Origin of the sequence: Streptomyces yangpuensis (assembly GCF_024666385.1) — a bacterium.
In the GTDB taxonomy this organism is placed as follows: domain Bacteria; phylum Actinomycetota; class Actinomycetes; order Streptomycetales; family Streptomycetaceae; genus Streptomyces; species Streptomyces yangpuensis.
In genome coordinates, this window is the sequence record NZ_CP102514.1 from 4,456,457 (window position 1) to 4,479,014 (window position 22,558).

Annotated in this window: 15 protein-coding genes; 11 read left to right on the forward strand and 4 right to left on the reverse strand. The window is 72.9% G+C overall.

Annotated features, from left to right (window positions below; genetic code table 11):
- The first annotated feature begins 73 nt into the window (after window positions 1–73).
- Window positions 74–1,573 carry an IMP dehydrogenase gene (gene guaB / locus NRK68_RS20525; protein WP_183066916.1) on the forward strand — a complete coding sequence of 500 codons (1,500 nt, stop codon included), beginning with the start codon at window positions 74–76 and terminating at the stop codon, window positions 1,571–1,573.
- Between the two features lie 139 nt (window positions 1,574–1,712).
- Complete coding sequence (locus NRK68_RS20530) at window positions 1,713–2,837, forward strand: GuaB3 family IMP dehydrogenase-related protein (protein WP_030659524.1); 1,125 nt, start codon at window positions 1,713–1,715, stop codon at window positions 2,835–2,837.
- 64 nt (window positions 2,838–2,901) lie between these two features.
- Here the strand turns inward: NRK68_RS20530 and NRK68_RS20535 are convergent, their stop codons facing one another.
- The 3 genes from NRK68_RS20535 to NRK68_RS20545 form a co-directional block, all read right to left on the reverse strand.
- Window positions 2,902–3,219 (reverse strand): type II toxin-antitoxin system PemK/MazF family toxin, encoded by a 318-nt coding sequence (locus NRK68_RS20535; protein WP_308296230.1) that lies wholly within the window; start codon window positions 3,217–3,219, stop codon window positions 2,902–2,904.
- Complete coding sequence (locus NRK68_RS20540; protein WP_046779220.1) at window positions 3,216–3,416, reverse strand: hypothetical protein; 201 nt, start codon at window positions 3,414–3,416, stop codon at window positions 3,216–3,218. The genes NRK68_RS20535 and NRK68_RS20540 overlap by 4 nt, the downstream gene beginning before the upstream one ends.
- Before the next feature lie 75 nt (window positions 3,417–3,491).
- Window positions 3,492–4,721 carry a nucleotide sugar dehydrogenase gene (locus NRK68_RS20545; RefSeq protein ID WP_183066914.1) on the reverse strand — a complete coding sequence of 410 codons (1,230 nt, stop codon included), beginning with the start codon at window positions 4,719–4,721 and terminating at the stop codon, window positions 3,492–3,494.
- A gap of 228 nt (window positions 4,722–4,949) precedes the next feature.
- Here NRK68_RS20545 and NRK68_RS20550 point away from each other — a divergent pair, with 228 nt between their 5' ends.
- The 7 genes from NRK68_RS20550 to NRK68_RS20580 all read left to right on the forward strand — a co-directional run bounded on the left by NRK68_RS20550 (window position 4,950) and on the right by NRK68_RS20580 (window position 19,085).
- Complete coding sequence (locus NRK68_RS20550; RefSeq protein ID WP_183066913.1) at window positions 4,950–6,656, forward strand: glycerol-3-phosphate dehydrogenase/oxidase; 1,707 nt, start codon at window positions 4,950–4,952, stop codon at window positions 6,654–6,656.
- A 683-nt stretch (window positions 6,657–7,339) separates the two neighbouring features.
- Window positions 7,340–9,295, forward strand: coding sequence for a serine/threonine-protein kinase (locus NRK68_RS20555; protein ID WP_220819043.1), 1,956 nt, complete (start codon window positions 7,340–7,342; stop codon window positions 9,293–9,295).
- Between the two features lie 77 nt (window positions 9,296–9,372).
- Window positions 9,373–11,874 (forward strand): serine/threonine kinase C-terminal domain-containing protein, encoded by a 2,502-nt coding sequence (locus tag NRK68_RS20560; RefSeq protein ID WP_257856385.1) that lies wholly within the window; start codon window positions 9,373–9,375, stop codon window positions 11,872–11,874.
- A 125-nt stretch (window positions 11,875–11,999) separates the two neighbouring features.
- Window positions 12,000–13,646 carry a serine/threonine-protein kinase gene (locus NRK68_RS20565; RefSeq protein ID WP_183066910.1) on the forward strand — a complete coding sequence of 549 codons (1,647 nt, stop codon included), beginning with the start codon at window positions 12,000–12,002 and terminating at the stop codon, window positions 13,644–13,646.
- Window positions 13,647–13,749: 103 nt separating this feature from the next.
- Window positions 13,750–15,381 (forward strand): succinic semialdehyde dehydrogenase, encoded by a 1,632-nt coding sequence (locus tag NRK68_RS20570; protein ID WP_183066909.1) that lies wholly within the window; start codon window positions 13,750–13,752, stop codon window positions 15,379–15,381.
- 115 nt (window positions 15,382–15,496) lie between these two features.
- The gene (locus tag NRK68_RS20575) at window positions 15,497–17,269 is read left to right on the forward strand and encodes a GMC oxidoreductase (protein ID WP_183067103.1); all 1,773 of its coding nucleotides are present in this window, start codon (window positions 15,497–15,499) and stop codon (window positions 17,267–17,269) included.
- Between the two features lie 166 nt (window positions 17,270–17,435).
- Window positions 17,436–19,085, forward strand: a complete 1,650-nt coding sequence (locus tag NRK68_RS20580) for a peptidase (protein ID WP_257856386.1) — start codon at window positions 17,436–17,438, stop codon at window positions 19,083–19,085.
- A 264-nt stretch (window positions 19,086–19,349) separates the two neighbouring features.
- On the opposite strand, the gene NRK68_RS20585 is transcribed toward NRK68_RS20580, so the two are convergent.
- On the reverse strand, window positions 19,350–19,613 hold the full coding sequence (locus NRK68_RS20585) for a chorismate mutase (RefSeq protein WP_037919013.1): 264 nt from the start codon (window positions 19,611–19,613) through the stop codon (window positions 19,350–19,352).
- 295 nt (window positions 19,614–19,908) lie between these two features.
- On the opposite strand from NRK68_RS20585, the gene guaA reads away from it, so the two are divergent.
- Window positions 19,909–21,495: a glutamine-hydrolyzing GMP synthase gene (guaA, locus tag NRK68_RS20590; RefSeq protein ID WP_183066907.1), complete on the forward strand. Its 1,587-nt coding sequence runs from the start codon at window positions 19,909–19,911 to the stop codon at window positions 21,493–21,495.
- A gap of 169 nt (window positions 21,496–21,664) precedes the next feature.
- Entirely contained in the window at window positions 21,665–22,471 is an 807-nt protein-coding gene (locus NRK68_RS20595) for a class II aldolase/adducin family protein (protein ID WP_183066906.1), read from the forward strand.
- Window positions 22,472–22,558: the final 87 nt, after the last annotated feature.

Consider the following 22,558-nt stretch of genomic DNA (forward strand, 5'->3'; position numbering starts at 1 on the left):
TCGTGGAATGAGACGCGTCCCGATCCCGTTAGCATGGACATCCGCGCTGAGCAAGACCATTTGGGAAGGTGTCATGACCGCCGACGGAGTGCCCGACAAATTCGCCACGCTCGGACTGACCTACGACGACGTGCTGCTGCTGCCGGGCGCGTCGGACATGGCACCGGACGACATCGACACCTCTTCCCTCATCTCCCGCAACGTGCGCGTGAACATCCCGCTGCTGTCCGCGGCCATGGACAAGGTCACCGAGGCCCGCATGGCCATCGCGATGGCCCGCCAGGGCGGCGTCGGCGTGCTGCACCGCAACCTCTCCATCGCGGACCAGGCCAACCAGGTCGACCTCGTGAAGCGTTCCGAGTCCGGCATGGTCTCCGACCCGATCACGGTGCACCCGGACGCGACCCTGCGCGAGGCCGACGAGCTCTGCGCGAAGTTCCGCATCTCCGGTGTCCCGGTCACCGACCCCGCGGGCCGGCTCCTCGGCATCGTCACCAACCGCGACATGGCCTTCGAGTCGGACCGCAGCCGCCAGGTGCGCGAGGTCATGACCCCGATGCCGCTGGTCACGGGCAAGGTCGGCATCTCGGGCGTGGACGCCATGGAGCTGCTGCGCCGCCACAAGATCGAGAAGCTTCCGCTGGTCGACGACGCGGGCATCCTCAAGGGCCTCATCACGGTCAAGGACTTCGTCAAGGCCGAGAAGTACCCGAACGCCGCCAAGGACAAGGACGGCCGCCTCCTGGTCGGCGCCGCCGTCGGCGTCGCCGGTGACGCGTACGACCGCGCCCAGGCCCTGATCGAGGCGGGTGCCGACTTCATCGTCGTCGACACCGCCCACGGCCACTCCCGGCTGGTCGGCGACATGGTCGCCAAGATCAAGTCGAACTCCTCCGTGGACGTCATCGGCGGCAACGTCGCGACCCGCGACGGCGCCCAGTCGCTGATCGACGCCGGATGCGACGGCATCAAGGTCGGCGTCGGCCCCGGCTCCATCTGCACCACCCGCGTCGTCGCCGGCATCGGCGTCCCGCAGGTCACCGCGATCTACGAGGCCGCGCTCGCCGCCAAGGCGGCCGGCGTCCCGGTCATCGGCGACGGCGGCCTGCAGTACTCCGGCGACATCGCCAAGGCCCTGGTCGCGGGCGCCGACACGGTGATGCTCGGCTCGCTGCTCGCGGGCTGCGAGGAGTCCCCGGGCGAGCTGCTCTTCATCAACGGCAAGCAGTTCAAGTCCTACCGCGGCATGGGCTCGCTCGGCGCGATGCAGTCCCGCGGCGACCAGCGCTCCTTCTCCAAGGACCGCTACTTCCAGGAGGGCGTGGGCGGCGACGACAAGCTCATCCCCGAGGGCATCGAGGGCCAGGTGCCCTACCGCGGCCCGCTGGCCGCGGTCGTCCACCAGCTCGTCGGCGGCCTGCGCCAGTCGATGTTCTACGTGGGCGGGCGCACCGTGCCCGAGCTCCAGGACAACGGCCGCTTCGTGCGCATCACCTCGGCGGGCCTCAAGGAGAGCCACCCGCACGACATCCAGATGACCGTCGAGGCCCCGAACTACAGCCGCAAGGGCTGAGCAGCCGCGACACTGAGGGGCGGACCCGGGTCACCGGGTCCGCCCCTCTGGCATGACGTCCGTACAGCGGTCACCGGAACGCGGCCCGCCGGGGTTCGGGGATACTGGACGGGCAGACCCAGAGGAAAGGCCACCACACGTGACTGAGATCGAGATCGGGCGCGGCAAGCGCGGCCGCAGGGCGTACGCGTTCGACGACATCGCCATCGTCCCGAGCCGGCGTACCCGGGACCCGAAGGAGGTCTCGATCGCCTGGCAGATCGACGCGTACCGCTTCGAGCTCCCCTTCCTGGCCGCCCCCATGGACTCGGTCGTCTCCCCGCAGACCGCCATCCGCATCGGTGAGCTCGGCGGCCTCGGCGTGCTGAACCTCGAAGGCCTGTGGACCCGCTACGAGGACCCGCAGCCGCTGCTCGACGAGATCACGGAGCTGGACGAGGAGGCCGCCACCCGCCGCCTCCAGGAGATCTACTCCGCGCCGATCCAGGCCGACCTGATCCGGCAGCGCATCAAGGAGGTGCGCGACTCGGGCGTCGTCACCGCCGCCGCGCTCTCCCCGCAGCGCACCGCCGAGTTCTCCAAGGCCGTCGTCGACGCGGGCGTGGACATCTTCGTCATCCGCGGCACCACCGTCTCCGCCGAGCACGTCTCCGGCGCGGCCGAGCCGCTGAACCTCAAGCAGTTCATCTACGAGCTCGACGTCCCGGTCATCGTCGGCGGCTGCGCCACCTACACCGCGGCCCTGCACCTGATGCGCACCGGCGCCGCGGGCGTGCTGGTCGGCTTCGGCGGCGGCGCGGCGCACACCACGCGCAACGTCCTCGGCATCCAGGTCCCGATGGCGACCGCCGTCGCGGACGTGGCCGCGGCCCGCCGCGACTACATGGACGAGTCCGGCGGCCGCTACGTGCACGTCATCGCCGACGGCGGTGTGGGCTGGTCGGGCGACATCCCGAAGGCCGTGGCCTGCGGCGCCGACGCGGTGATGATGGGCTCCCCGCTGGCCCGCGCCACCGACGCGCCCGGCAAGGGCAACCACTGGGGCATGGAGGCCGTCCACGAGGACGTGCCGCGCGGCAAGAAGGTCGACCTCGGCACCGTCGGCACCACCGAGGAGATCCTCACCGGTCCCTCGCACAGCCCGGACGGCTCGATGAACATCTTCGGCGCGCTGCGCCGTTCGATGGCCACCACGGGCTACAGCGAGCTCAAGGAGTTCCAGCGGGTCGAGGTCACGGTCGCGGACTCCCAGCACCGCCGCTGACGGTTCCCACCGCGTAAGCCGGAGGGCCGGCACCCCGCTCGGGTGCCGGCCCTCCGGCGTCGGGTCACAGACCGAGGTACAGCGTGACGGCGTGTTCGACCTGGGCGAGCTCGTACCGGTCCAGATAGTGCACAGGGTCGCCGTGCACGAACGACACGTCGATCGTGCGGATCTGGTCGACCAGCAACCGCGTGAGCCTTCCGCCGATCTCCAGCTCGGGACGGAAGGGGGATGCCTGGGCGCTGGTCGACATGGGGACGATGGTCACCACGCTCCAGGCCATGCCGCTCGGGCTCAGGACGAGGCCGAAGCGCTTGCCCCGCTGCTCGTGCCCGCGCTTGGCGTCGCCCAGGTCCACGCGGTAGACGGCGCCGCGGATCACCAGGCGTCCGGTTCGGCGTTCAGGTCCTCGTCCGCCAGCCGCTCTGCCGCGACGCGTGCTTGTTCGAGCCACGCCTCCCGCTCCAGCAGCCGCAGGGCCCGTCTGATCACGTCACTGGTCCGCTCGCCGTCGCGCATGGCCGCCGCGATGATCCGCTCGTCCTCTTCGGTGGGCCTGAACCCTATGGTCGTCGCCATGCGTCCAGGCTACTCCCGGTGCAACATCTGTGCAACGAATGTTGCACAGTCGGCCTGTCCGGGTGATCCCGGTACTCAGAGGCGGTGGGCGGCGCCTGCCGGGCCGGCGCCGCGGGTGTCCAGGAGGAGCTGGGCCTTCACCGCCAGGGCCTGCATGTCGTAGGTGCGGTGGTGCTGGAGCAGGATCGTCAGGTCGGCGTTGGCCGCGGCCTCGTAGAGGGACTCGGCGCGGGGGACCGGCCGGTCCCTGACCCGCCAGCCCGTGATGTACGGGTCGTGGTAGCTGATCAGTGCCCCGAGGTCGATGAGGCGGCTGGCGATCTCGCCGGCCGGGGAGCCCTCCTGGTCGGCGAGGTCGGGCTTGTACGTGACGCCGAGCAGCAGGACGCGGGCCCCGCGGGCGGACTTGCCGTGCTCGTTCAGCAGGGTGGCGGAGCGCTGGATGACGTACTGCGGCATCCGGTCGTTGATCTCCTGCGCCAGGCCGACCATGCGCAGTGGGTGGCCGGGGGTGCGGGTGGTGTGGGGGAGGTAGTTCGGGTCGAGGGGGACGCCGTGGCCGCCGACGCCGGGGCCGGGGCGGAAGGCCTGGAAGCCGTACGGCTTGGTCTCGGCGCAGCGGATGACGTCCCACAGGTCGACGCCGAGGTCGTGGCAGAGCACGGCCATCTCGTTCATCAGGGCGATGTTGACGTGGCGGTAGTTGGTTTCGAGGAGCTGAACGGTCTCGGCCTCGCGCAGGCCGCGGGCGCGGACGACCTTCTCGGTGAGGCGGGCGTAGAAGGCGTGCGCGGACTCGGTGCAGGCGGGGGTGAGGCCGCCGATCACCTTGGGGGTGTTGGCGATGCCGTGCGTCCGGTTGCCGGGGTCGAGGCGGCTGGGGGAGTAGGCCAGGTGGAAGTCCCGGCCCGCGCGGAGTCCGGATCCCTCTTCCAGGATCGGCCGCAGGTAGTCCTCGGTGACGCCGGGGTGGGCGGCGGATTCGAGGATCACCGTGGTGTGGGGGCGCAGGCGTGCGGCGAGGGCGCGGCCCGCGCCGCCCACGGCGGAGAGGTCCAGCGCGCGGTCGGCGCCCAGCCGGGTGGGCGCGCAGATGACGGCCGTGCGGACCCGGCCGAGCTCGGCGGGGTCGGTGGTGACCCGGAAGCCGGCCGCCGACATGCGGCGGATCTCGGCGGCGGAGAGAGTGGAGTCGGTGACCGGGCCGCTTTCGTAGCCGACCGTCTCGATCCCGGCGGCGACGGCCGCCTGGGCGAGCGGAAGGCCGAGGTGGCCGAGTCCGATGACGGCGAGGTCTGCGGGCATGGGGATGCCGTCCCTTCCCTGGCGTGAGGGGGTGCCGCGCAAGTCCTCCCGAGGTCAGGGAGCTGGCGCAATGTCAGACTAGGCTTATATATGACAGATATGTCGCATTCCGGGGTGAACGCCACCGTTGTGTTGTCCACAGGCGGTGGCTGATGTGAGTGCGGGACGTCAGAATCATGAAACGGGGGCATGTGAGCGGGATCTCATCCGCACCGACGGGAGGCAGCCGTGAGGACAGCGACACTGGGGCCGGGGCAGCGAGCCGTGGCCTTCACCCGGATGGCCGAGCGGGAACTGGACGTGCTGGTCGTGGGTGCGGGCGTGGTCGGCGCCGGCACTGCGCTCGATGCCGTGACGAGAGGCCTGTCCACCGGTCTGGTGGAGGCGCGGGACTGGGCCTCGGGCACCTCCAGCCGGTCGAGCAAGCTGATCCACGGCGGTCTGCGGTATCTGGAGATGCTCGACTTCGCCCTCGTGCGGGAGGCGCTGAAGGAGCGCGGTCTGCTGCTGGAGCGCCTCGCCCCGCACCTGGTGAAGCCGGTGCCCTTCCTGTACCCCCTGCAGCACAAGGGCTGGGAGCGGCTCTATGCCGGCGCGGGCGTCGCGATGTACGACGCCATGTCGGTCTCCAGCGGTCACGGCCGCGGCCTGCCGGTGCACCGGCACCTGTCGCGCTCCCGGGCCCTGCGGGTGGCACCGGCGCTGCGCAAGGACGCCCTGGTGGGCGCCCTCCAGTACTACGACGCCCAGATGGACGACGCGCGGTACGTCACCACGCTCGTGCGGACGGCCGCGGCGTACGGGGCGCACTGCGCCAACCGGGCGAGGGTCATCGGATTCCTGCGCGAGGGTGAACGGGTCGTCGGTGCCCGCGTGCGGGACGTGGAGGGCGGCGTCGAGTACGAGATCCGCGCCAAGCAGGTCGTCAACGCCACCGGGGTGTGGACGGACGACACCCAGGCGCTGATCGGGGAGCGCGGGCAGTTCCACGTACGGGCCTCGAAGGGCATCCACCTGGTCGTGCCGAAGGACCGCATCCATTCGACCACCGGGCTGATCCTGCGCACCGAGAAGTCGGTGCTGTTCGTCATCCCGTGGGGGCGGCACTGGATCGTGGGCACCACGGACACCGACTGGGACCTGGACAAGGCGCACCCGGCGGCATCCAGCGCGGACATCGACTACATCCTGGAGCACGTGAACTCGGTGCTGGCGGTGCCGCTGACGCGCGACGACGTCCAGGGCGTGTACGCGGGCCTGCGGCCGCTGCTGGCCGGCGAGTCGGACGCGACGAGCAAGCTGTCGCGCGAGCACACGGTGGCGCATCCGGTGCCGGGGCTGGTGGTGGTCGCGGGCGGCAAGTACACGACGTACCGGGTCATGGCGAAGGACGCCGTCGACGAGGCGGTGCACGGGCTGGACCAGCGGGTGGCGCCGTGCGTGACGGAGGACGTGCCGCTGGTGGGGGCCGAGGGGTACAAGGCCCTGTGGAACGGGCGGGCGCGGATGGCGGCCCGGACGGGCCTTCATGTGGTGCGGGTGGAACACCTGTTGAACCGGTACGGGACGCTGACGGAGGAGCTGCTCGGTCTGGTCGCCGACGACCCGGAACTGGGCAAGGCGGTGACGGGGGCGGACGACTACCTGCGTGCGGAGATCGTGTACGCGGCCTCGCACGAGGGGGCGCGGCACCTGGACGACGTACTGACGCGGCGGACGCGGATCTCGATCGAGACCTTCGACCGGGGGACGCGGTCGGCGCGGGAATGCGCGGAGTTGATGGCTCCGGTGCTGGGGTGGGACAAGCAGCAGATCGAGAAGGAAGTGGAGCACTACGAGAAGCGGGTCCAGGCGGAACGGGAATCGCAGCGGCAGCCGGACGACCAGACGGCGGACGCGGCGCGGCTGGGGGCGCCCGACATCGTTCCGTTGTAACTCCGGGATCCGGAAGGCGGAACCGCAGACCCGGGGGGTCCGTCCGTTGCGGAGTGAGGAACAATGATGGCTCTGCCGGGGCGGGTTACCGTGGGCCCCGGCCGCCGGGTCGCTCAGCCGCTGGGGCGGGCGGAGCAGCGGCACGATCGCAGAGGGGACGCATGTCGAAGCCGGAGCACACCGAGTCACCTGCCGGGGCGCCTGCGGCGGAGCTTGACGACGGCGCCTCTGCGGGGTCGCCTGCCGGGTCGCCTGCGGCGAAGCCCGAGGATGTTTCCGTGCCCGCGGCAAGGTCTGCCGCTGACGCGGAGGCTGATGGGCCGAAGCCCGGGGGTTCCGCTGCGGCTGCCGAGCCGAAGCCGGGCAAGGCCGCGCCTGCGGCCGCGAAGCCGGGACCGGCCGAGGCCGCGCCTGCGGCGGAGCCGGACGCCGGTGCGGAGCCGGCGGCGGCGAAGCCGAGCTTGGGCAAGGTCGCGCCTGCGGCGCGGGCCGGCGCTGAGCCGGGCGGGGCGAAGTCCGTTCCCGCGGCGGAGCCGGATGGTGACGCGAAGTCCGCCGACGTGCCGAGCCTGAGCAAGGCCGCGCCTGCGGCGGAGCCCGCGGCGGCGAAGCCGAGCCTGGGCAAGGCCGCGCCTGCGGTGGGGGCGACCGGGGGGAACCCCGTCGTTGAGAAGGCCGACGCGATGGCGGCGGCCGTCAAGGCCGCCGCGGCCAAGGCGGCCGGGGACGGGCAGCACGAAGGGCGGCTGCTGGCCGGCCGGTACCGGCTGGGAGCCGTGCTCGGCAAGGGCGGCATGGGCACCGTCTGGCGGGCCCAGGACGAGACCCTGGGCCGTACCGTCGCCGTCAAGGAACTCCGCTTCAGCAGCGGGGTCGACGACGACGAGAAGCGCCGCCTCATCACCCGCACCCTCCGCGAGGCCAAGGCCATCGCCCGGATCCGCAGCGGCGGCGCTGTCACCGTCTACGACGTCGTCGACGAGGACGCCCGGCCGTGGATCGTCATGGAACTCATCGAGGGGCCCTCGCTCGCCGATTTCATCCGGGAGAACGGCCCCCTCACCCCGCACCGCGCCGCCGAGGTCGGCCTCGCCGTGCTCGAAGTCCTGCGCGCCGCGCACGGACAGGGCATCCTGCACCGGGACGTCAAGCCCTCCAACGTGCTCATCGCCGGCAACGGCCGCGTCGTCCTCACCGACTTCGGCATCGCCCAGGTCGAGGGCGACCCCTCCGTCACCTCCACCGGCATGCTCGTCGGCGCGCCCTCCTACATCTCGCCCGAGCGCGCCCGCGGCCAGAAGCCCGGCCCGCCCGCCGACATGTGGTCGCTCGGCGGCCTGCTGTACGCCTCCGTCGAGGGCGTGCCCCCGTACGACAAGGGGTCCGCGCTCGCCACGCTCACCGCCGTCATGACCGAGCCGGTCGACCCGCCGAAGAACGCCGGCCCGCTCACCGAGGTCATCTACGGTCTGCTCGCCAAGGACCCGGCCCGCCGCTTGAACGAGGAGCGCGCCCGGGAGATGCTCACGTCCGTCCTCGCCGCGCCCGAGCCGGTGCCCGCCCCCGCGGTGCCCGCGGTCGCCGAGGAGACCCGGCAGATATCGCTGGCGGACGCCCAGCAGGCCGCCGAGAAGGCCACCGCGGAGAAGGCCGCCGCGAAGGCCGCGAAGAAGGAACGGGAGCGCCGGGAGCGGGAGCAGCGCGAGCGCGCCCGCGCCGCGCTGAAGGCCGCCCGCAAGGCGGCGACGGCCGCCCCGGCCGTCGCGGTCTCGGCCGCGGAGGCGCCGAAGGGCCGCCCCGCCGCCGTCGTCGCGCCGCTCACGGACGTCATGCCGCGGCGCACCATCGCGCTCGCGGTGGCCGCCGTGGTCGCCGTCCTCGTGGTGGTCGGCTCGCTGATCGTCTACGCCGTCAGCGGCGACGACCAGGACAAGAAGAACCAGGGCAAGGGCGGTCAGCCCACCCCGGCCGCGTCCGCCCCGCAGACCTCGGGCGGCGCCGAGCAGGGTTCGCCGAAGCCGTCGGGGAACACCGGTGAGACGGGCGCGGGCGGTACCGCCGGCGCCGGTACCGACGCGGGCGCCGCCGCTCAGGGCCAGGGCCAGGGCCAGCAGACCGCCGGACAGGGCCAGGGTCAGGGCCAGGGTCAGGGCGCCACGACCGGGGGAGCGGGCGGCGCGCTTCCCGCCGGCTTCGTGATGGTGACGGAGCCCGGCTTCCACTTCTCGATGGCGATGCCCGAGGGGTTCAAGCGGACGGGCACCGCCGGGGAGAACTCCGGCGGGATATTCAGCCGCGACGGCGGATTCCCGCGGATCCAGGTCGACTTCACCGGCAAGCCGGGCGACGACGCGGCCCTCGCCTGGATCAAGCTGGCCCCCGCGGTGGGTGGCAGCAGCAAGGGCTACCGGCAGATCCGCATAGACAAGACGGAGTACCGGGGCTACCCGACCGTCGCGGACTGGGAGTTCGAGCGGGAGCACGGCGGGGTCAAGATGCGCGTCCTCAACCGCGGCTTCAAGACCGACGCCACGCACGGCTACGCCATCATGATCAGCTGCCCCGCAGACCAGTGGGACGGCCCCGAGTGCACCCAGATGCGCGAGGTCGCCTTCCAGACCTTCCAGCCTCTCGGCTGACCCCGGGACGCAGGCGCCCCTGTCGACGTATCGTGTCAGCGGGGCCCTGAGGGCCCGCCGCACTCGGGGGAGGCGATGTGGAGGAGTACGCGGGCCGGATCCTGGCCGGCCGCTACCGCCTGCCGTTGCCGCCGTCCGACGCGTACGAGCTCGTCGAGACCCGGGCCTTCGACACGCGCAGCGGACAGGAAGTCCTGGTGCGGCAGCTGCCGTTGCCGGAGGTCGTGGACGCCGAACTGGTGGACGGGCCGTCGGCCGTTCCGGCGGCCCGCCGCGCTCCCGCCGACCTGCCGGCCGTCCGCCGCGCGATCGAGGCGGCGCAGGCCGCGGCCGCGATTCCCGACCATCCGCGGCTGGACCAGGTCTTCGACGTGTTCGCCGAGGGCGAGTCGCTGTGGATAGTGAGCGAACTCGTCCCGGCCAGGCCGCTGGCCGCGCTGCTCGCCGACGCACCCCTCAGCCCCTACCGGGCGGCCGAGGTGGCGTCGGACGTGCTCACCGCGCTGCGGGTGCTGCACGCGCACGGCTGGACCCACCGGAACATCACGGTCCGCACGGTGTTGGTGTGCGAGGACGGCAGGGTCGTGCTGACCGGCCTGGCGGCCGGCGCCGCGGAGGAGGCCCTGTGCGGCTACGACCCCGTCCCCCGCGGCGCCGACTCCGCTCCCGACGAGCGCTGGGGTCCGGGCCCCGCCCCCGCCCCCGCCCCGTTACCTGTTCCCGCACCGACCCCGCCGACCCTGCCGGCCCCGATCCCGGCCCCGGCACCTCCGCCTCCGTCCGAAGCGCCCGGGTACGCGCCGCTCGTGGCCCCCGGGTACGACACCGGGCCGCGGTACAACGACCACATCGCCCCCGGCCGTCCGCAGGACCGGGCCGACCCGCAGGCCGCCGCGCGCGCCGGGGTGGTCGCCGCCTACCGTGCGGGCGCGCGGGCCGCCGCCCGGGTCACGGAGCAGCGCAGGGCCGAAGCGGCCATCGAGGCAGCCACCGCCACCGAGGCGACGCCCGAGCGCAGGCCCGAGGGATCGACCCTCCCGCAGGGGTACTCGTACCCCTACGGCCGAGGACCGCAGACCGGGACCGGCACCGGCACCGGCACCGCAGCCGGCACCGGGACCGAGGCCGGCGCCTGGCACGGCGCGACCCCGCGCCGCCCCGCCCTGCCGCAGGCCGCACCCGAAGCCTCCCCGGAACCCGAAGCCGGACCGGAACCCGAAGCCGGACCCGAGCCCGAGGCCCGGCCCGTCCCGGCGCCGCCCGCCTGGAGCCGGACCGAGCCGCCGGCCGTGCCCGGCCTGCCCGCACAGCTCGCCCTGCCGCAGGGCTACCACCAGGCCGAGACCCCGGGGACCCCGGCGCCCGCCCCGGAACGGGCCCCGCAGGCCGCCCCGTGGACCGGGCTCGACGCCGAGCGGGCACGGCACACACGCATGGCCCTGGTCGGCGCGATCACCGAGCGGTGGGCCCCCGAACAGGCCGGCCCCGTGCACGGCCACTGGCAGCTGGCGGCGCCCGTCGGGCCCGCCACCGACCTCTGGGCGCTCGGCGCGCTGCTCTACCGCGCCGTGCAGGGCCACGCCCCCTACCCGGAGGACAGCGTCGCCGAGCTCGTCGAGATGGTCTGCGGCGAACCCCCCGCCTTCGCCGAGGAATGCGGCGCCCTCCGCCCGGTCGTGGAGTCCCTGCTGCGCCAGGACCCCACCGAGCGGCCGGACTTCGAGGAACTGCGCGGCTGGCTGCGCTCGCTCGTACGGTCCGCGCCCGAGCCGGACGCGGGGCTCGGCGTGCTCCCGATGCCCGAGCCGGATCCCGCGCGGCTGCCCGTCGTACGCCGCCGCGGCGAGGTCCACGGGCGGCACCGCAATCCCACGGCCGCGCGCAAGCCGCGGGCGCTCGGCCGGACCCTGCTCGTCGGCATCCTGGTCCTCCTCGCCGGGGCCGTCGCGTACGCGATGCTGTTCATGCCGCGGGCCGGCGTGCCGCAGGAGCAGGACGGCCCCGGGGAGACCACCGCGCACGCGTCGTCGAGGCCCGGCCCCTCCCAGGTGCCCACCGGAACGCCCGAGTCCAAGCCGGCGCCCCAGACCACCGGGCCCGCCGCCTCGCAGGCCGCACCCGCTCCGGCCCCGCCCGGCTACACCACCCAACAGGACCCGGAGCACTTCGAGATCGCCGTCCCCGAGGGCTGGGAGCGCCGCGGGATCAACGAGGCGGGCCAGGTGCGCTACACCGACGGGTCGTTCGTGCTGACCGTGGTCCCCGGCCGGGACAAGGTCGAGGGCAATCCGGACCCGGCGGCGTACCAGAAGGACAAGGAGCCGGAGCTGACGCCGTACCGGACCTCCACCTGGTCGACCGTCGGGGACGTGAAGACCACCAGGGTCGGCCAGCAACTGCGCGCCACCGGCCGCTACACGTGGATCGACGGGACCGGCCGCAACGTGTTCGCGCGCAATTTCGTCGTCGCGCTGGCGGGCAGCTACCACGTCGTCCTGGTCACCGGTCCGGAGGACGAACAGACCAGGGTCACCGAGGTCTTCGAGAAGGCCACGGCGAGTTACAAGGCGGGCGGATGAGCGGATATTGACGACTGATCAGTACGGCGATTGCGTCACAGTGCCGTCTTTCGGCGCCCGGGCGGTTCCGACAGCCCCCGTGGGCTCCGTAATCTGGCCTGAAGTGCAGAGAGCGGCGGGAATTCGTGGAACAGCAGACAGGTGGGGGCGCCGTGCTGGCGGGCCGGTACAGGCTCGTCGAGCCGATCGGCCGGGGCGGTATGGGAAAGGTGTGGCGCGCGCATGACGAGCTGCTCCACCGGACTGTCGCGGTCAAGGAACTGACGGCGGGTCTGTACGTGGCCCAGGCGGACCGGGACGTCATGCACGCCCGGACGCAGAAGGAGGCGCGGGCCGCGGCCCGGATCCAGCACCCGGCGGTGGTCACCGTCCACGACGTGCTGGAGCACGACGACCGGCCGTGGATCGTCATGGAGTACATCGACGGCCCCTCCCTCGCGGACGCGGCCAAGGCGGCCGGGCGGATCGAGCCGCGCGAGGCGGCCCGGATCGGGCTGCACGTGCTGGGCGCGCTGCGCGCCGCGCACGCGGTCGGTGTGCTGCACCGGGACGTGAAGCCGGGCAACGTGCTGCTCGCCAAGGACGGCCGGGTGCTGCTCACGGACTTCGGGATCGCGGCGATCGAGGGCGACTCGTCCATCACGCGCACCGGCGAGATCGTGGGCTCGATCGACTACCTGGCGCCCGAGCGGGTCACCGGTGGGATCCCCGACCCGTCCTCGGACCTGTGGTCGCTGGGCGCCACCCTGTACACGGCGGTGGAGGCCCGCTCCCCGTTCCGCCGTACCTCGCCCATCTCCAGCCTGCAGGCCGTGGTGAACGACGAGCCGCCGGCGCTGCGCCAAGCCGGCGTACTGGGTCCGGTGATCACGGCCCTGCTGCGCAAGGACCCCACGGAGCGGCCCTCGGCGGAGGAGGCCGAGCGGATGCTGCTGGAGGCGATGGAGGGCCGCGAGCCGAAGGCGGCGCACGCGTACGTGCCGACGCGCGCGGTCACGTCCGAGGAGCTCGCCCCGGCGGCGCAGGAGCGGCCCGAGGAGTCCGCCCCGCAGGCGGAGGTCGCGCCGACGGCCCCGCTGCCGGAACCGGCGGTCTCGGGGGCGGCGGCCGCGTCCGCCCCGGCCGACCGGGACGGCGGCTGGCTCAAGCGCGCCGCGGTGGTGGCCCTGGTGGCCGCGCTGCTCGGCGGCGGCGGGGTGTTCGGGGTGCTCAAGTACACCGGGGGCTCCGGGTCGGACGGTGGCCCGGACCGTGTCGCGAGCTCGACGGGCGGCCCGTCGGGCGACGACGGCAAGCCGCAGGCGGCGGCCCCGCCGGCCGGCTACACGAAGGTCGTCGACCCCCTCGCCGGCTTCACCCTGTTCGTCCCGGAGGGCTGGACGCGCAAGGCGAACGGCGACCAGATCGACTACACCCCGGACGACGGGAAGCACTTCATCCGGATCGCCGCCGACTCCACCCCGGACTACCAGGATCCGTACGCGCACCTGCTCGACCTGGAGAAGCAGGTGGCGAAGCGGACCGACTACAAGAAGGTGCGGCTGAACCAGAACACCTTCCGGGACAGCACGCGGGCCGCGCTCTGGGACTTCACCTGGACGGAGAAGCAGAACCACCCCGGTCCGCGGCGGGCCAAGGAGCAGATGTACGTGGCGCCGGACGGCACGGAGTACGCCATCTACATGTCCAGCCCGGTCGCCACCTGGGCCACCACCGAGCAGCAGTTCGACGTCGTGCTCAGCGGCTGGGAGCCACCGGCCAAGAAGCCCTGATCGGCCCGGACACCGGCATCCTGCCAGCGATCGCTGGCGGAAAAGGCAAAATCCGGTTACCGGCGGGTACCCAAAGGCTGCCGGGCGCAATACGCTCACCGGCATGACGGACTCGCTGGCCCCCGCCGCCCCCCTGCGGACCGCACCGCAGCCCACCAACCCGGTCGCCCCGGCCCCGGCCGGCGCCCGCACCGCGGCCGACGTGGTGACGCCCGACCTGGTCGCACGGCTGACCCGCGGAGTGATCGGCTCCGGCCGCACCGCCAACCACACCCCCTTCACCGGGGACCGGCTGGCGGAGCTCCCCGAGGCCACCCCCGAGGACGTGGCCGAGGCCTTCGCCCGCGCCCGCGCCGCCCAGCCCGCCTGGGCCGCGGTCCCCGTACGCAAGCGGGCGGCGGTCCTGCTGCGCTTCCACGACCTGGTCCTCGCCCGGCAGGCCGAGATCCTCGACCTGATCCAGCTGGAGACCGGCAAGGCCCGCCTGCACGCCCATGAGGAGGTCCAGGCCGTCGCCGTCTCGGCCCGCCACTACGGCCGCAAGGCACCCTCGTACCTGCGCCCCAAGGGCCACACCGGCGCGATGCCCACCCTCACCAAGGTCACCGAGCTGCGCCAGCCGCGCGGGGTCGTCGGCCAGATCGCCCCCTGGAACTACCCCCTCGAACTGTCGGTCGGCGACGCCCTCCCGGCCTTCGTCGCGGGCAACGCCCTCGTGATGAAGCCCGACACCGAGACCGCGCTGACCGCCCTGTGGGCCCGTGACCTGCTGATCGAGGCGGGGCTGCCGGCCGAGGTCTTCCAGATCGTCCTCGGCGAGGGCCCCGTCGTGGGCCCCGAGGTGGTCCGCCACGCCGACTACGTCTCCTTCACCGGCTCCACCCGCACCGGCCGCGAGGTCGCCCGGGGCGCGGCCGACCGGCTCGTCGGGGTCTCCCTCGAACTCGGCGGCAAGAACGCCATGCTCGTCCTGCACGACGCCGACGTCGAGAAGGCCGCCGCGGGCGCCGTCCGCGCCTGCTTCTCCTCCGCCGGCCAGCTGTGCATCTCCATCGAGCGGCTCTACGTCCACGCCTCGATCGCCGACGCCTTCGTCGAGCGATTCGCCGCCCGCACCCGGGCCATGCGCCTGGGCAACTCCCTCGCCTACGGCGCCGACATGGGCTCGCTGGTCGGCGAGCGCCAGCTGGAGACCGTACAGCGGCACGTGGACGAGGCCGTCGCCAAGGGGGCCACGCTCGTCGCCGGCGGCACCGCCCGCCCCGACATCGGCCCGCTCTTCTACGAGCCCACCATCCTCGACGGCGTCGAGGCCCCCATGGCGGTCTGCGGCGAGGAGACCTTCGGCCCGGTCGTCTCGATCTACCGCTTCACCGACGAGGAGCAGGCGATCGCGGAGGCCAACGCCACCGCCTACGGCCTCAACTCCAGCGTCTGGACCAAGGACGCCCGCCGCGGCCACTCCGTCGCCGCCCGCCTGCGCACCGGCACCGTCAACATCAACGAGGGCTACGCCCCCGCCTACGGCAGCGCCCAGGCGCCCATGGGCGGCATGAAGGACTCCGGTCTCGGCCGCCGCCACGGCTCCGAGGGCATCCTCAAGTACACCGAGGCCCAGACCGTCGCCCACCAGCGGCTGGTCCCGATGGCGCCCTCGCTGGGCATGGACGACGAGAAGTACGCGGCGTTCATGACCCGCAGCCTCAAGGTCATGAAGGCTCTCCGACTGCGCTGAGGAGGTATCCGTGTCGCACGACAACGCATCCGGCGGTGCACCCGACGACGCATCCGACGGCGCACCCGACAACGCATCCGGCGGCGCACCCGACGACGCCTACGACTACGACGTCATCGTCATCGGATCGGGCTTCGGGGGGTCGGTCTCGGCCCTGCGCCTCACCGAGAAGGGGTACCGGGTCGGCGTCCTGGAGGCCGGGCGCCGCTTCACCCGTGAGAGCCTGCCGAAGAACAGCTGGGACCTGCGCAACTACCTGTGGGCCCCGGCCCTCGGGCTGTACGGGATCCAGCGGATCCACCTGCTCGGCAACGTCATGGTGCTCGCGGGCGCCGGTGTGGGCGGCGGCTCGCTCAACTACGCCAACACCCTCTACGTGCCGCCGCGGGCCTTCTTCGAGGACCGCCAGTGGGCGTCCATCACCGACTGGCGGGACGAACTCGCCCCGTACTACGACCAGGCCAAGCGGATGCTCGGGGTGCGCCTCAACCCGACCATGACACCTTCCGATGTCCACCTCAGGGCGGCCGCCGAGAAGATGGGCGTGGCGGACACCTTCCACATGGCCCCCGTCGGCGTCTTCTTCGGCGACGGCGAGGACGCCGCGGACGGGCCCCGGGTCCGGCCCGGCGAGGAGACCGCCGACCCGTACTTCGGCGGCGTCGGACCCGCCCGCAGGGCCTGCACCGAATGCGGCGAGTGCATGACCGGGTGCCGGCACGGCGCGAAGAACACCCTGAACGAGAACTACCTGCACCTCGCCGAGCGCGCCGGCGCCGTCATCCACCCCATGACGACGGTCACCGCACTGTCGGAGCACCCGGCCGGCGGTCACCGCGTCCGTACGGTGCCCACCGACGGCCGCCGCCGCGGGAAGGCGAAGGTGCTGCGCTGCCGGTACGTGGTCGTCGCGGCCGGCACGTACGGCACGCAGACCCTGCTGCACACCATGAAGGACCGTGGTGAGCTGCCGCGGCTGTCGCAGCGGCTCGGGGAGCTGACCCGTACCAACTCCGAGGGCCTGGTCGGCGCGCAGACCGACGACCGCCGCTACCGCAGGCGGCACGGCACGGGCCCCGGCGGGGCGCAGCGGGCCGACTTCACCCGGGGCGTGGCGATCACCTCATCCGTGCACCCCAACGCCGACACCCACATCGAGCCGGTCCGCTACGGCAAGGGTTCCAACGCGATGGGGTTCATGACCGTCCTGCAGGTCCCCTACAGCGCCCACCGGGTCCGCGGCTGGCTGGCCAGGACCGCGCGGCATCCCCTCCAGCTGGCCCGGTCGCTGTCCAACCGGCGCTGGTCGGAGCGGACCATCATCGGCCTGGTCATGCAGTCCCTGGACAACTCGCTGACCACCTACCGCAAGCCGGGTGGGATCGGGAAGGGCCTGCTCACGGCCCGCCAGGGGCACGGAGCCCCGAACCCGGTGCAGATCGAGGAGGCCACGCAGGCCGCGACCCTGCTGGCCGAGGAGATCAACGGCTTCCCGGGCTCCAACATCGGCGAGCTGATGGGGACCCCGCTGACCGCGCACTTCCTGGGCGGCTGCCCGATCGGGGCGTCGGCGGAGGAGGGCGTGGTGGACCCGTACCACCGGCTCCACGGGCACCCGGGCATCTCGGTGGTGGACGGCTCGGCGGTCTCCGCGAACCTGGGGGTCAACCCGTCGCTGACGATCACCGCGCAGGCGGAGCGGGCGATGTCGTACTGGCCGAACAAGGGCGAGCGGGACCCGCGGCCCGAGCAGGGCGCGGCGTACGTCCGCCTGGCCGCGGTGGAACCGGTCCGGCCGGCCGTCCCCAAGGACGCGTTCGGCGCGCTGCGGCTGCCGTTCCTGGCGGTCCCGGAAATTCCCCCGCGCGATCCGGAACCTGCCGGATGACGGCGGTGGGTACCGCGCTCCCCCTCCGAGCGCGGTACCCACCGCGGTACATACGTGACAGATGTTCAGCCTTGATGGTTGTACCGGAATCCGCCGAGCCGGGCTGTGGCGTCGATCACACCACCAAGGAGGCAACTGCGGCTCGCGTTCGGCCGTCAACGGCAGCATGAGAAAGCGCATCTCCTTGCTGGCTGCCTGCGGCGTCGCCGCCCTGGGGCTCGCAGCCGCTCCCGCCCACGCCGCGGACCCCGCCTTCACCCTGGCCGGACCGGCCGAGATCGGCCTGCGTCCGCACCCCGGGCAGAACGGCGGCGCACCGCAGAAGACCTCGGTCGAGTTCCGGCTCGTCAACGACACGGCCGCGGCGTTCGACCGCCAGAGCACCTTCACGATCGACCTGGGCGGCCTCAAGGGGATCGCCGACGTCGCGCTCGCGAAGCAGCAGGGCTCGGACTGCACGCTCACCGAGGCGGCCGTCACCTGCAAGCGCCCCGGGCTGTGGAAGGGCGAGACCACCGTCGTCGGCCTGGACCTGCGCGCCGCCCAGAGCAGCAGGGCCGGCGCCACCGCGGACCTCACCGTGACCGGCAGGGCCGAGGGGGCCACCTTCAAGGCGGCCACCACCAAGGTCCGGGTCGGTGGCCCCGACCTCGTGCTGGAGCGGGCAGCGCTCAAGGAGGAGCAGAAGCCGGGCGACCGGCAGAACCTGTCGATCGTCTTCGCGAACCAGGGCACGGAGTCCGTCCGGGGCGTCGTCCTGGAGATGCGCACCACCCACGGAATCGACCTGCTGGAGCAGTACGACAACTGCACCTACTCCGAGGACACCGGCGCGGGCCGGCCCCTGAACACGGGCTGGAGCACCGTGCAGTGCCTGCTGGAGGGCGAGTACGAGCCGGGCAGCGTCTACGGGGTCGACGGCTCGCTGACGCTGAAGGCCGCCCCGCACGCCTTCTCCGACATCGTCACCTACGCCGTGTACGCGGACGGCCACCAGCCGAAGGCCGGCGCGGCGTCGAAGAAGCCGGCCGGCGGCAAGAAGCTGGCCGTGCACAAGCGCGCCGCCGCCGGGGCCTCCGCGCAGTCGGTGGACCTCGACCCCTGGAACAACCTCCAGGAGTTCGACTTCAGGACGAAGAACAGCGCCGACCTCGTGGCCTGGCCCGTCGCCGTGGCCGGAGCGGCCGGCGAGACGGTCAGGGCCGACTTCGGCTTCCGCAACAACGGGCCCGCCTGGGTGGCGAACCTGCGCTCCCGCGAGAGCGTCGCCCGCACGGACATCGTGCTCCCGGCCGGTACGAAGGCGACCAGGGTCCCGGCCGAGTGCGAGGGCGTCAACGCCGACGGCACCGCCCGTGAGCAGGCGCTGGGCGCGCCGCGCTACTTCTGCTCCACCGGCCACGTCGTGGGCGAGCGGGAGAAGTACAGCTACCCGTTCGAGCTGAAGATCGAGCAGGTCGTGGCGAACGCGGCGGGCTCCGTCTCGGTCGGCCAGGGGACGCCGCAGGGCACCAAGGGCCAGCCGTGGGACCCGAGCCACGCCAACGACAAGGCGTCCGTCGTGATCGGCACGAAGGACGGCGGCGCCTCGCCGAGCCCGACGGCGACCGCCTCGGCCACCGCCTCGCCGACCGCCACGGCGAGCTCCTCGGCCACGCCCACGAGCACCACCAGCACCTCCGGCATCACGCCGAACGGCGGCCTCGCCGCCACCGGCAGCTCCGCCGGCCCGCTCGCCCTCGGCGGCGCGGTGCTCGTGGCCGCGGGCGGCGGCCTGGTCCTGGCCTTCCGCCGCAAGACCGGCACGCACGCCTAGGGGGCGTCCGCCACACACACAGAACGGCCGGCCCGGGGCGTCCCCCGGGCCGGCCGTCCTTCACGGGGTGACCGGGCTGCTGTCCCCTGCCGTCCGGTCACGCGCGGGAGCGAGGTCCCACGACGCACGCACCACGGGGCGTACGTCTCATCGCTCCTGCGGAGCCACGCGTGGTGTTGCGGTTCCGCGGCTGGCTGACGCGGACAACCTCACCAACGAAGCCTCCCGGGGGCGGTCACGCTCCGGACGGGTGACGAACAGCCGTCACACCCGGCCCCGGCACAGCTCCAGCAGGGTCATCGCGAGGGCGGTGCCGGGCTTGCCCAGGGCGTCGCTCCAATGGGACAGCACCTCCATCTCGCGGGACAGGTGCACCCGGCGCCCGCCGGAGGCGATCCGGGCGTCCTGGATGACCGTCGAGACGGCCATCCGCTCCTGGATCAGGCCGATGATGCGGTCGTCGATGGCGTCGATGCGGGTACGGGACTCGGCGATCAGCTGCTCGGGGGCGGTGGCGATCGTGGTCATGGTCTTCTCTCCTGTCGGGTGGGGCCCGCAGGTCCGGAAAGCGCAGAGCGCCCCGGTCCTGTCGGACCGGGGCGCTCTGGGAAGTCAGCGGCTCAAGCGAGCATCACGATGACCCATGGCGACCGGACCGGCCGGTGCCATAGGTAAAGAGGAAGCTCAGCTGCTTGCGCACGGAAGGATTATGTCCCTCCCTGCCCGCGCGTGCCAAGCCGCTTCGGATGGTGAGACGAAGGGGCCCCGGTCTCCCCCGTTAGAATCGACAAAACAGCCACCTCTTCCGCCGGAAGGCCGCCCCGTGCCAGAAGCACCCTCCGCCGCCCACGACAGCGCCCCGGACACGGTTCTCGTCGTCGACTTCGGCGCCCAGTACGCCCAGCTCATCGCCCGCCGCGTCCGCGAGGCACGGGTCTACAGCGAGATCGTGCCGAGCTCGATGCCCGTCGACGAGATGCTGGCCAAGAACCCCAAGGCGATCATCCTCTCCGGCGGCCCGTCCTCCGTCTACGAGGAAGGCGCCCCGCAGCTCGACCGCGCCCTCTTCGAGGCCGGGGTCCCCGTCTTCGGCATGTGCTACGGCTTCCAGCTGATGGCGACCACGCTCGGCGGCACCGTCGACAACACCGGCGCCCGCGAGTACGGCCGCACCCCGCTGGCCGTCTCCAAGGCCGGCTCCACCCTCTTCGAGGGCACCCCGGAGAACCAGTCGGTGTGGATGTCGCACGGCGACGCCTGCTCCGCCGCCCCCGAGGGCTTCACCGTCACCGCGTCGACGAACGTCGTCCCCGTGGCGGCCTTCGAGAACGACGAGAAGAAGCTGTACGGCGTGCAGTACCACCCCGAGGTGATGCACTCCACGCACGGCCAGCAGATCCTGGAGCACTTCCTCTACCGCGGCGCCGGCCTGGCCCCCACCTGGACCACCGGCAACATCGTCGAGGAGCAGGTCGCGGCCATCCGCGCGCAGGTCGGCGACAAGCGCGCCATCTGCGGCCTGTCCGGCGGCGTGGACTCCGCGGTCGCCGCGGCCCTCGTGCAGAAGGCCATCGGCTCCCAGCTGACCTGCGTCTACGTCGACCACGGCCTGATGCGCAAGGGCGAGACCGAGCAGGTCGAGAAGGACTTCGTCGCCGCCACCGGCGTGCAGCTGAAGGTCGTCGACGCGCAGGAGCGCTTCCTGAACGCGCTCGCCGGCGTCTCCGACCCGGAGACCAAGCGGAAGATCATCGGCCGCGAGTTCATCCGCGTCTTCGAGCAGGCCCAGCTGGAGATCCTCCAGGAGGACGGCCCCGCGGTCGCCTTCCTCGTCCAGGGCACCCTCTACCCGGACGTCGTCGAGTCCGGCGGCGGCACCGGCACCGCGAACATCAAGTCGCACCACAACGTGGGCGGCCTCCCCGACGACATCGAGTTCGAGCTCGTCGAGCCGCTGCGCCAGCTGTTCAAGGACGAGGTCCGCATGGTCGGCCAGGAGCTCGGCCTGCCCGACGAGATCGTCCAGCGCCAGCCCTTCCCCGGCCCCGGCCTCGGCATCCGCATCGTCGGCGAGGTCACCAAGGAGCGCCTGGACCTGCTGCGCGAGGCCGACGCCATCGCCCGCCACGAGCTCACCGCGGCCGGCCTGGACCGCGAGATCTGGCAGTGCCCGGTCGTCCTGCTCGCGGACGTCCGCAGCGTCGGCGTCCAGGGCGACGGCCGCACCTACGGCCACCCCATCGTGCTGCGCCCCGTCTCCTCCGAGGACGCGATGACCGCGGACTGGACGCGCATGCCGTACGAGGTGCTCGCCCGGATCTCCACCCGCATCACCAACGAGGTGCCGGAGGTGAACCGTGTGGTCCTGGACTGCACGAGCAAGCCCCCGGGCACCATCGAGTGGGAGTAAGGGGCCCCGCCCCGCACGACGGCGCCGCCGCTCAGCCAGGCTGAGCGGCGGCGCCGGCGCGGTTTCGCCGGTGCGCGGCTCTGTTCTCCTCGCGCGCGGGCCAGTACCTTGCGCCGACGGCGGCGCAGACGGGGACCGGCGGCGCATACGGACCGACGGAGGGCGGGCGATGTCCGAGGAGACGTGGACACCGGGCACGCGGCCCGGCCCGGTGCCGGTGGACCGGCTGGCCTTCGAGATGCCGCCCGCGCACACCGACCCGGCCGGCGAACGCGCGCACCGCAAGGAGCGGCTCGCGGGCACGCTGCGGCTGTTCGCACGCCTCGGGTACGAGGACGGGGTCGCCGGACACGTCACCGCGCGGGACCCGGAGTTCGACGACTGCTACTGGGTGAACCCCTTCGGCCGCGCCTTCGCCGCCCTCGGCCCCGAGGACCTGCTGCTCGTCGACGGGGACGGGCGGGTCGTCCAGGGGGAGCGGCGGGTCAACCAGCTGGCCTTCGCCGTGCACGCCGCCGTGCACCGGGCGCGCCCCGAGGCGGTGGCCGTCGTCCGCGTGCCGGCCCCGTACGGCCGGGCCCTCGCGGCCCTGGGGGAACTCCTCGCCCCGATCACCCACGAGGCCTGTGCCTTCTACGAGGACCACGCGCTCCTCGACGAGTACGCCGGCCCGGACGACGGCGCGCGGATCGGCCGGGCGCTCGGCCCGTACAAGGCGCTCGTCCTGCGCAACCACGGGCTGCTGACGGTCGGCGGCTCCGTGGACGCCGCCGCCTGGTGGTTCGTCGCGGCGGAACGGGCGGCGCAGGTGCAGCTGATCGCGCGGGCCGCCGGGAAGCCGGTGCTCATCGACCACCACAGCGCCGTCGCCATCCGCGAGCGGTTCGGCGGGGACCTCGCCGCCTGGGTGAGCTACCAGCCGCTGTGGCAGACCGTCGCGGACATGACGGTCGCGGACCTGGCGTCAACATCATGAACCGTTAATCACCTGCTCTGACATCGTGCGCAATCCGGAGCACTGCCGCAGTGGTGCACAATTCGCTGGCATTGCCCCGTAGTTCAG